Source organism: Bradyrhizobium sp. INPA03-11B (genome assembly GCF_040446015.1).
Classification (GTDB): Bacteria; Pseudomonadota; Alphaproteobacteria; order Rhizobiales; family Xanthobacteraceae; genus Bradyrhizobium; species Bradyrhizobium macuxiense_A.
The window spans coordinates 1-10,523 of record NZ_JASGSR010000191.1; the positions used below are offsets into that span (position 1 = coordinate 1).

At 64.6% G+C, this 10,523-nt stretch carries 8 protein-coding genes; 4 read left to right on the forward strand and 4 right to left on the reverse strand.

The window, feature by feature from the left end:
- Window positions 1-278 precede the first annotated feature (278 nt).
- The 4 genes from QMZ05_RS38760 to QMZ05_RS38775 form a co-directional block, all read right to left on the reverse strand.
- On the reverse strand, window positions 279-1,982 hold the full coding sequence (locus QMZ05_RS38760; protein ID WP_353705555.1) for a vWA domain-containing protein: 1,704 nt from the start codon (window positions 1,980-1,982) through the stop codon (window positions 279-281).
- Window positions 1,983-2,604: 622 nt separating this feature from the next.
- Window positions 2,605-3,249 carry a GNAT family N-acetyltransferase gene (locus QMZ05_RS38765; protein ID WP_353705556.1) on the reverse strand — a complete coding sequence of 215 codons (645 nt, stop codon included), beginning with the start codon at window positions 3,247-3,249 and terminating at the stop codon, window positions 2,605-2,607.
- A gap of 1 nt (window position 3,250) precedes the next feature.
- On the reverse strand, window positions 3,251-3,901 hold the full coding sequence (locus QMZ05_RS38770) for a 3-oxoacid CoA-transferase subunit B (RefSeq protein WP_074131751.1): 651 nt from the start codon (window positions 3,899-3,901) through the stop codon (window positions 3,251-3,253).
- An 80-nt stretch (window positions 3,902-3,981) separates the two neighbouring features.
- Complete coding sequence (locus QMZ05_RS38775; RefSeq protein WP_076861290.1) at window positions 3,982-4,689, reverse strand: CoA transferase subunit A; 708 nt, start codon at window positions 4,687-4,689, stop codon at window positions 3,982-3,984.
- A gap of 244 nt (window positions 4,690-4,933) precedes the next feature.
- Here QMZ05_RS38775 and QMZ05_RS38780 point away from each other — a divergent pair, with 244 nt between their 5' ends.
- The 4 genes from QMZ05_RS38780 (at window position 4,934) to QMZ05_RS38795 (ending at window position 10,411) form a co-directional block, all read left to right on the forward strand.
- A complete protein-coding gene (locus QMZ05_RS38780; RefSeq protein ID WP_353705558.1) occupies window positions 4,934-6,898 on the forward strand; it encodes an AsmA family protein in 1,965 nt (654 codons plus the stop codon).
- A gap of 195 nt (window positions 6,899-7,093) precedes the next feature.
- On the forward strand, window positions 7,094-8,479 hold the full coding sequence (locus QMZ05_RS38785; RefSeq protein WP_353705557.1) for an ABC transporter substrate-binding protein: 1,386 nt from the start codon (window positions 7,094-7,096) through the stop codon (window positions 8,477-8,479).
- Between the two features lie 214 nt (window positions 8,480-8,693).
- Window positions 8,694-9,563: a sugar ABC transporter permease gene (locus tag QMZ05_RS38790; RefSeq protein WP_050422655.1), complete on the forward strand. Its 870-nt coding sequence runs from the start codon at window positions 8,694-8,696 to the stop codon at window positions 9,561-9,563.
- On the forward strand, window positions 9,560-10,411 hold the full coding sequence (locus QMZ05_RS38795) for a carbohydrate ABC transporter permease (RefSeq protein WP_074131852.1): 852 nt from the start codon (window positions 9,560-9,562) through the stop codon (window positions 10,409-10,411). Before QMZ05_RS38790 ends, QMZ05_RS38795 begins: the two co-directional genes overlap by 4 nt.
- Window positions 10,412-10,523 lie beyond the last annotated feature (112 nt).

Below are 10,523 nucleotides of genomic sequence, written 5' to 3' on the forward strand. Positions count from 1 at the left end.
AAAGAATCCAGTTCCAACAGCTTGGCAACACCCCTCCGCCGCCATATGCGATTCCCCTACCCTTGCGGGGGAGGGTTGGGGAGAGGGGTGGCCGCACGGCACGCTCTCTCCATGTTGGTCTCAGTTCGACGACGCGGCCGAGATTGCGAAAGCGATGCTCTCGTCAATCATCGCGCCCGGGGCTTACCCCTCTCCCCACCCTCCCCCGCAAGGGGGAGGGAGCCGGAGAGAGTGCTCACCTCACGCGCGACACCACGCACTTGCCGTAGTGCCACGCCTTATGGCTGCTTGATCTCCAGCGTCTGGCGCTTGCCGGCGGCGATCGAGAACGGTTTTTCCACCTTCTGGCCGTCGGCATAGATGGCAACCGCGACATAGTCGCCGGCGCTGAGCGCGACGTTGACTGCGGCGTCATACGTCACCGAAACGCGCTTACGCTCGTCATTGATGTCGCGCTCGGCGCCCAGGATGTCGATCTCCTGAGCACCGTCGGCCTTGATCCCGACCACGCCGGCGTTGAGATTGACCGTGACGCGGCTCGGCGCGCCTGATTTCACCTCCGCGCTCGCCGTGCCCCTGGCCTCGCCGACCGTCACCTTCACCTCGTAGCTGCCGGTCGGCAGATCGAACTTCGATTCGGCGTCGTATTCCTGCGCGACCTTCTCGCCCTCGTCGCCGTTCGAGTTCGCCGGCTGGTGGACCGCGACCACGAGGTCCTTCTCGACCTTGGGCCCGCCCTCGGCATAGGTGGAGGTCACGATCAGCTTGCCGACATCGAGGGTGAGCTGGACGTTGCTGGAGTCGCCCGCAGCGACCGAGAACGGCTTGCTGGTCTTCGATTGGCCCTTGGTCAGGGTCAACGTATAGCTGCCCGCGGCGAGGACGAAGCGCGGCACCGCGTCGTATTCCTGCGCGATCAGCCTGCCGCCCTTGTCAAAGACCTGCCAGACCACGTCGTCGACCTTGCCCGCGCCGCCTGCCACCGAGCCTTCGCTGGTGACGTAACCGGCATCGAGGATGACATCGAGCGCGGCCGGCTTGCCGTTCTCGACCTTGAGCGGAAACTCGCGCTTGAGCTGCCGGTAGCTCACCTCCACGATGTAATCGCCGGGCGCGATGTTGTCGGCGAACGGCGCGCCGTAGAAGGTGTTGACATGCGCGCCCTTCTCGGCCCCGGCGCGCTTGTAGACGCCCCAATTGACGTCCTCGTCGCTGATCGGATCGAGCCCTTCGGCGAGCCGCGCCACGCCGCGGATGTTCTTGCCGAGATAGGGATCGGCGGCCACCGGCTTCGGCGGCGCCTCGCTGGCGACCTGGGTGCCTTGCGTCGCCGCCACCGCCTTGGTCAGCGCGCCGGTCAGGCTCGCGGCGTTGCCGGCATCGAGATAGACGCCGCCGGTCGCCCGCGCGATGCATTGCAGCTGGCTCTTCGCCGCGGGATCGGCGACATCGAGGCCGATCACATGGGCGGTGAAGCCGATGCCGGCCTTCTTCAGCTCGGCCGCGGCCGCGCACGGATCCGGCGCGCAGGTCTCGATCCCGTCGGAGACCAGGATCACATTGGCCTTGTTCTCGGTCGAGTGCAGCGCTTCGGCGGCGGCACGCAGCGAATCCGAGATCGGCGTCTTGCCCTTCGGATTGATGCCGTCGATCGCAGCCTTGATCCTCGTCGGATCGAACTTGCTGACCGGCACCATCAGCTCGATGTCCTTGCAGTCGCCCTTCGAGCGATGGCCATAGACCATGACGCCGAGACGATCCGCCGGATTCCATTTCGACAGGATCGCATCGACCGCCTGGCGCGCAGCGGAGATCTTGCTCTGCCCGTCGACCAGGCCCCACATCGAGCCGGATGCATCGAGCACGAGAATGGTATCGGTCCCCGTATTGGTCCCTTGCGCCTGGGCGCCGTGAGATGACAGCAGCGCCAGGCCAAGCGACAGCAGGCCTGCAACGAACGAGCGGCGAAAAACCTTGATCACGGATCGATCCTCGATGATGGAGACAATCGGAGGGGAACAGACGACTACGACGACGCGGCGTCCTGACACTTGGACTATCGCGACAAGCGTTAGGACTGGCGCGACACGCAGATGACAATCAGATTGTTTGGCGAGGAGCGACCATGACCGCAGATGTGAGCGTCATCACATGACACGGCCCTGCACGCTGCCGTGCACTGTGGCCCGCAAGCCGCAACATACTCGGTGTCGTCCCTGCGAAAGCAGGGACGACGTGCGGAAAGAGTTGCGTACCCACTCCGCTGTCATCGCCCGGCTCGACCGGGCGATCCAGTACGCCGCGGCCTTTCGGCTCAAGCGCTGGCGTCTCTGGAATACTGGATCACCCGCATGCGCGGGTGATGACACCGCGTGTTTGGAATCCTGAATCGAGAACTATCCTCATCGTCGTCCCGGCGAAGGCCGGGACCCATTACCCCAAATCTCGATTGTTGCGCGTCGCTGGGGCCGCAGCCTGTCTTTCAACAACGCTACCCTGTGGTTATGGGTCCCGGCCTTCGCCGGGACGACAGCGCCATTGGGGCACAAGCGTACCACACCATCAACAACCACGGCTTGGATGTGGCGCGTTCGCCGCCCCGCCTCACATCGCCCGCGCAAACCGGCGAAAACCCGGCGCGCCGGTCAGCGCCTCGAATGCCGCATCGCGCTTCTCTTCGGCGAAGGCGAAGCCGGCCTTGGTGTAGCAGCGTTCGGCCGCCTCGTTGCCGATCACGAACGAGATCGACGCCCGCGCAAAGCCGGCGGCCTTGCCGTCGGTGAGCGCGCGGCCGATCAGCGGCTGCACCATGCCGTTGCCGCGATAGGCTCGATCGGTTGCGACATGCTCGATCAGCCAGTCGCCCTCACCGCCTTGCACCCAGCAGTTACGGGCATAGCCGCCGCGCGCCACGATGGCATCGGCATCGATGCCGAGCTGTGCCGCCACCTCCTCGATCGCCGCGCGTGCCGCAACGACCGTTCCGGATGCCGGCATCGCGCACAGCGCGGCCGCCGGGACGCCATCGACCTCGGCGATCAGAAAGTGGGCGACGTGATACCATGATTTCACCCGCGCGACGGCGAGCCGCGCCATGAACGCCAGGCACTCCGGCTCGGGACGATCGAGCGCGATGTCAATCCAGCCGCGCGGCAACGGGCCGCGCTGCGCGGCGAGGACAACACGGGCGATGAAGCCCGCGTCGTCGGATCGTGCGGGACGGATCGAGGATCGTCCCGCGCCAATCATCTCAGGTGTTCTTCAGCGCGACGCGGAATTCCGCCTCGGTCTTGGCCTTGACCTCGTCGAGCGTGACGCCGTCGGCGAGCTCGATCAGCGCCATGCCGTCCTTGCCGTGCTTGTCGATGGTGAACACCGCAAGATCGGTCACCACCATGTCGACCACGCGCTCGCCGGTCAGCGGCAGATTGCACTGCTTGAGCAGCTTGGCGCCGTCCTTGGCGGAATGCTCCATCACGACCACGACGCGCTTGACGCCGGCGACGAGGTCCATGGCGCCGCCCATGCCCTTCACCATCTTGCCGGGGATCATCCAGTTGGCGAGGTCGCCGTTCTGCGCCACCTGCATGGCGCCGAGGATCGACAGGTCGATGTGGCCGCCGCGCACCATGCCGAAGGAATCGGCCGAGGAGAAATAGCTGGTCGAGGGCAGCTCGCTCACCGTCTGCTTGCCGGCATTGATGAGGTCGGCGTCGACCTCGTCCTCATAGGGGAACGGGCCCATGCCGAGCATGCCGTTCTCGCTCTGCAGGCTGACGTCGATGCCCGCGGGGATGTAGTTCGAAACCAGCGTCGGAATGCCGATGCCGAGATTGACGTAATAGCCGTCGCGCAACTCCTTGGCGGCGCGGGCGGCCATCTGTTCACGGGTCCAGGCCATGAGGCTCTCCTGCAGAGGTTTTTGGTTTGCGCATGATCTTATCGGAAAACCGGTTCCCACTTTTCCGGATCATGCGCGCTTTAGGCGGCGGGCCGCGGACGGGTATTGCGGAACTCGATCCGCTTCTTGGCCGTGCCGACCTCGATGATGCGTTTGACGAAGATGCCGGGGGTATGGATGTGGTCCGGATCGATCTCGCCGGCCGGCACCAGATGCTCGACCTCGGCGACGGTGACCTTCGCGGCGGTCGCCATCATCGGGTTAAAGTTGCGCGCGGTCTTGCGGTAGACCAGGTTGCCGGCGGTGTCGCCCTTCCAGGCGTGCACGATGGCGACGTCGGCGAACAGGCCGCGCTCCATGATGTACTTCTCGCCGTCGAATTCCTTCACTTCCTTGCCTTCGGCGATGAGCGTGCCGACGCCGGTCTTGGTGTAGAAGGCCGGGATGCCGGCGCCGCCGGCGCGGATGCGCTCGGCCAGCGTGCCCTGCGGGTTGAACTCGAGCTCGAGCTCGCCGGCGAGATACTGCTGGGCGAACAGCTTGTTCTCACCGACATAGGACGAGATCATCTTCTTGATCTGGCGCGTCTCCAGCAGCCGGCTGAGGCCGATGCCGTCGACACCGGCATTGTTGGAGACGACGGTGAGGCCCTTGACGCCGGAATCGCGGATCGCGTCCGACAGGGTCTCGGCAATGCCGCAGAGGCCGAACCCCCCCGACATGATCATGATGCCGTCCTTGAGGAGACCATCGAGTGCCGATTTGGCGTCGGGATAAACTTTGTTCATGCAGCGAATACCTGATGGAGGGCGCGGAACGGCTGTGACAATGCGGATTATTAGGCGAAATCTTCGCAATGCGTCAATCACGGCCCCGTGCGGCGACGGGCGGCAGCCCGCGGCGTCAACATGGCCTTGAAAGCGTCAAGAAAACCCTTCAAGTTGCGTGGGTTGGCAGGGGCCTCCGGCGAGAGCCCGCTGTGTTCGACGACGACCCGACAAAACTCAACCCGACCCGGACATGTCATTGACGATGGCCCAAGGAATAAAGCGCCTGGGGATGCCGATCGCGGCGCTTTTCGGCCTGGCGCTGGTCGGGCTGGTCGGAACGTCGTGGTTCCTCAACCGGGACGCGCTGCAGCGCGCGGTGGAAGCGCAGATTCGCGCCGTGACCGGGCTCGAGCTCGTCGTCAACGGGCCGATCGACGTTTCGGTGTTTCCCGGCAGCTACGTCTCCTTTCACAATGTCGGGCTGAAGGGCGCCGATACCGTCGGCCCGGCCTTGCAGGTCGACGTGCTGACCGCCAACCTGCGGCTGCTGCCGCTGTTGCTGCGGCGGTTCGAGATCGCCGACGTCATGATGCTGCGCCCGCATATCCGTGTGGTGCGCGACACCGCCGGCGACAGCAATTGGACACCGTTCGTCGAGACCATCGCCAAGGCGATGACGCCCGGCGCCGAGAACCAGGTGTCGTTCTCCGAAATCCGGATCCAGGACGGCGAGCTGAATTACCAGGATGGGACCAACAACATCTCCGAGCAACTCGGCGATATCGACCTGTCGCTGGCCTGGCCGTCGATCTCGCGTTCCTTTGCCGCAACCGGCCAGTTCGACTGGCGCGGCGAGCGCGTCGACGGCTCGATCAGCGCCAGCGATTTCGTCGCCCTGCTGTCGGGCGACCGCTCCGGCCTCAAGGCACGGCTGGCCAGTGCGCCGCTGAAGGTCGCGTTCGACGGAACCGTCGCCAACCGCACTAGCCTGATGATGGAAGGCACCGCCACGATGGACTCACCGTCGCTGCGCAACGCATTGCGCTGGATGGGACAGGCGCCGCCCGGCGGCGGTGGCGGCTTCGGCCGCTTCGCGCTGAAGGCCCGCGCCAATGTGGTCGGCGGCTCGGTCGCGCTCACCAACGTCAATGTCGAGCTCGACGGCAATGTCGCCGAGGGCGTGATGACATACGCCAATAACGGCCGGCAGTCGCTGCAGGCGACGCTCGCCGCCGGCAACCTCGATTTCACGCCCTACATCTCGACCTTCCGCCTGCTGGCCAGTGGCCAGCGCGACTGGAACAGGCAGCTGTTCGACCTGTCCTCGCTGTCGTCGACCGATCTCGACATGCGCCTGTCGGCGGCCAAGGTGACGGTCGGCCCGTCCAAGCTCGGCCGCACCGCGTTCGGCGCCAATCTGCGCGGCGGCGCACTGGCGCTCAGCGTCGGCGAGGCGCAGATGTATGGCGGCATCGCCAAGGGTTCGTTCGCGATCGCGCGCTCGGATGCGGTCGCCGACGTCCGGGCGCAATTCCAATTCACCGATGTCGATTTGCAGGCCTGCGCCAGCGAGCTGTTCGGCATCAACAAGCTCTCCGGCCGCGGCAACCTCAACGTCTCGCTGACGGCCTCCGGCTCGAGCCCGTTCGGGCTCGCATCGTCGCTGGACGGCACCGCCACGCTGAACGGGCATGACGGCGCGATCGCCGGCTTCAATGTCGAGCAGCTGTTGCGGCGGCTAGAGAAGCGGCCGCTGTCCGGCGGCGGCAATTTCCGCTCCGGCTCGACGCCCTACGACAATCTCAACATCTCGGTGAAATTCGCCGACGGCGTCGCGACCGCCGACGACATCCGTGTCGAGAGCCCCACGGCGAAGATCACGCTGACCGGCACCGCCTCGGTGCCGTCGCGCGAGTACGATCTCAAGGGCGTCGCAAGCCTGACCTCGGCGGCCGGCGGCGGCAACGGATTCGATCTGCCCTTCGTGATCCAGGGCCCGTGGGACGATCCGCTGATCTTCCCCGATCCGGAAAGCCTGATCCGCCGCTCGCCGGCATCCGCCCCGCTGCTCGACGCGGTGAAGGATCGCAAGACGCGCGATGCGGTGCGCTCGGTGATCGAGCGCTTCACCGGCGGCGGCGCGCGGCCCGCGGCCGCGCCCGATGCCGCGGCCGGCGCACCCGGCAACGGAGCGGCGACAGCGGCCGAGAACGCCAAGTCGAATTGAAGAGGTCGAACTGACGACGTCGAACTGACCAGGTCGAATCTATTCACTTTCCGCATGGATGCACCGGGACTGATCCACGCTCTCGCCGCGTCCCCCCCTACAGAAGTCGTCGATCCGGCATCTTTATCGGGTCACGGGCATGCGCTAGTGTTTTCTCCAACCGGTTAAAAAGCCGGCCTCATGAGGGAGAACAACGTGAGATCCAAGGTTATCGGTGCGCTATCGATTGCGGTCGCTGCGGTCGGCCTGTTTGCCGCAACTGCACCCGCTCTGGCCCAGGGCAAGACGATCACCGTCTGGTGGGGCAAGGGATTTTACAAATCCGAAGACGACGCGCTGCTCGAGACGATCAAGAAATTCGAAGCCAAGACCGGCATCAAGGTCGAACTGTCGCAATACGCGATCCAGGACATGATTCCGAAGACGGTCGCCGCGCTCGATTCCGGCACCGTGCCCGACGTCGCCTATTCCGACACCTACGATGTGCAGGCCCAGGGCAAGTGGGCCTTCGAGGGCAAGCTCGAGGATCTCTCCGACATCATGCTGCCGATGAAGGACGCCTTCGCGCCGAACACGCTGGAAGCGGCGCTGCTCTACAACGACGTCACCAAGAAGAAGTCCTATTACGGCTTCCCGCTGAAGCAGCAGAGCATGCACGTCCAGATCTGGGGCGACATGCTGGAGAAGGCCGGCTTCAAGGCCCCCGACATCCCGACCAAGTGGGAAGACTACTGGACGTTCTGGTGCGACAAGGTGCAGCCGGCAATCCGCAAGGCGACCGGCCAGCGCATCTACGGCGTCGGCCAGCCGATGGGCGTGGAATCCACCGACTCCTTCCAGTCGTTCTACACCTTCATGGACGCCTACCACGTCAGGCTGGTCGACGATGACGGCAAGCTCCTGGTCGACGATCCCAAGGTGCGCGACGGCCTGATCCACGCGCTCAAGGACTACACCGACACCTACATCAAGGGCTGCACGCCGCCCTCTTCCACCACCTGGAAGGACCCGGACAACAACGTCGCCTTCCACAACAAGACGATCGTGATGACCCACAATTTCACGATCTCGATCGCGGCGAAGTGGTTCGAGGATTCCACCAACCCGGCGCTGACCGACGCGCAGCGCGCCGCCGGCAAGCAGGCCTATGAGCACGACATCATCACGGCATCCTTCCCGAAGGCGCCGGACGGCTCGACGATCCGCTACCGCTCCGACGTCAAGACCGGACTGATCTTCGCCAACGCCAAGAACAAGGCCGAAGGCAAGCAGTTCATCAGCTTCCTGATGCAGGAAGACAACGTCCGGCCCTATATCGAGGGAGCGCTCGGACGCTGGTTCCCGGTGACCAAGGCCAGCCAGGCGAGCCCGTTCTGGCAGGCCGACCGGCATCGCAAAGCGGTCTGGAATCAGTTCACCGGCGGCACCACGCCGTTCGACTTTACCAAGAACTGGAAGTTCACCATCCTGAACAACGAGAACGTCTGGGCCAAGGCCATGAACCGCGTCGTCAGCGAGAAGGTGCCGGTGGACAAGGCCGTCGACGAACTGATCGCCCGTATCAAGCAGGTCGCGGGGTGATGTAGATGATGCGAACCGCCGCGACCGTATGCTTCCGTCGTCCCTGCGAAAGCAGGGACCCATACGCCGCGGCGGTGATTTTGAAAGACGCTGGTCACCGGCTTTCGTGCAACAACGAAAGCCGGTGGTTATGGGTCCCTGCTTTCGCAGGGACGACGGGGTAGGCGCAGGGGATACCCTCGCTCCAAAAGCTCACGGCTCCAAGAGTAACCGAATGGCGATCACACTCTCCGCATCCGATGCCCCCTCGCCGCCACTGTCGGCGCGGCTGTCGCCGCCGCAGGTCTGGGGCATCGTGCTGCTCGCGCCCTACCTGCTCGTGTTTCTCGCCTTCGTGGTCTATCCGGTCGGCTACGGCCTGTGGCTGGCGCGCCAGCCGGCGAGCTATGTCGCGCTGTACAACGACCCGATCTTCGCGCGCGCCGCGGTCAACACGCTGATCTTCCTGGTCATCGGCATCAACATCAAGATGCTGATCGCGCTGTTCCTGTCCGGCTTCTTCGCCCAGCAGCGGCCCTGGATCAGGTGGCTGTCGGTCATCTTCATCCTGCCCTGGGCGGTGCCGTCGATCCCGACCATCCTGTCGGTGCGCTTCATGCTCAATCCCGAATGGGGCGTGGTCAACCAGTTGATCTTCAAGTTCACCGGCGACGACGGCCCGAACTGGCTGAACGATCCGGCGGTCGCGCTGGCGATGGCGATCGGCGTGCACATCTGGAAGTCGCTGCCGTTCTGGACGCTGATCCTGCTGACCGGACGGCTCGCGATCTCACACGACCTGTACGAGGCCTCCGACGTCGACGGCGCCAATTGGTGGCAGAAATTCCGCTACATCACCTGGCCGTCGATGCAGACGCTCTACATCACCTGCACGCTGCTCTCGATGATCTGGACGCTCGGCGACTTCAACAGCGTCTATCTGCTCACCGGCGGCGGACCCGCCGACCTCACCCACGTGCTCTCGACGCTGGGCATCCGCTATCTCAGGCTCGACCAGCTGTCGCTGGCGATGGCCTCGATCGTCTGCGCGATGCCGTTCGTGCTGCCGCTGGTCTATTTCATGATGAAACGGTTGTCGCGATGAAGCTGCCCACCCTCCGCGAAGTCGGCACCGAAGCCAAGCTGCTCTTGATCGGCATCCCGGTCTTCATCTGGACCATGATTCCGATCTACCACATGTTCGTGTTCGCGATCTCGCCGAAGGAGGACGCGTTCTCCGGCAAGCTGTGGCCGGCGCATCCGACGTTCCACAATTTCTCGATCGTGTTCCACCAGCAGCATTACTTCCTGCGCGACTTCTGGATCCAGTTCTGGAATTCGACCGTGATCGCGCTCGCGGTCGGCGCGCTGACGCTGTTCGTCGCCACCGCCGCGGCGTTCTCGATCTCGCGGTTGCGGGTGCCGGGCGGCCGCGCCGTGATGAACATGGCGCTGTTCACCTACTTCATCCCGGCGGCGTTTCTCGCCGTGCCGATGTACCGCACCATGGGCACCTATGGCCTCTTGAACAATCACTGGTCGCTGATCCTGGCGATGGTGACGATCGCCGCGCCCTACGCGATCTGGGTGCTGAAGCAGGCTTCCGACAAGCTGCCGGTCGAACTGGATGAAGCCGCGACGATGGACGGCGCCACCACGCTGCAGCTGTTCCGCCTGGTCTATGTGCCGCTGATGATGCCGTCGCTGGTCGCGGTCGGCACCTATGCGATCCTGCTCGCCTGGAACGAATATCTCTACGCGTTCCTGCTGCTCTCGAAGGATACCGACATCACGCTGCCGGTCGCGCTCGGCAACTTCCTCGCCGCCGACGATTCGCCGTGGGAGCTCTTGATGACCACCGGCTTCATCTACGCGCTGCCGCCGGCCGCGGTCTACTACGCCTTCAAGCGCTACATGGTCGGCGGGCTGACGGCAGGTGCCGTCAAGTCGTGAGGCCAGAGCGTTTTCGAGCGAAGTGGGCGCACGCAACTTCTCTCACCTCACTGTCCGAGTGAGGTGAGCACGCTGCCCAGGCTCCCTCCCCCCTTGCGGGGGAGGGAGCCTG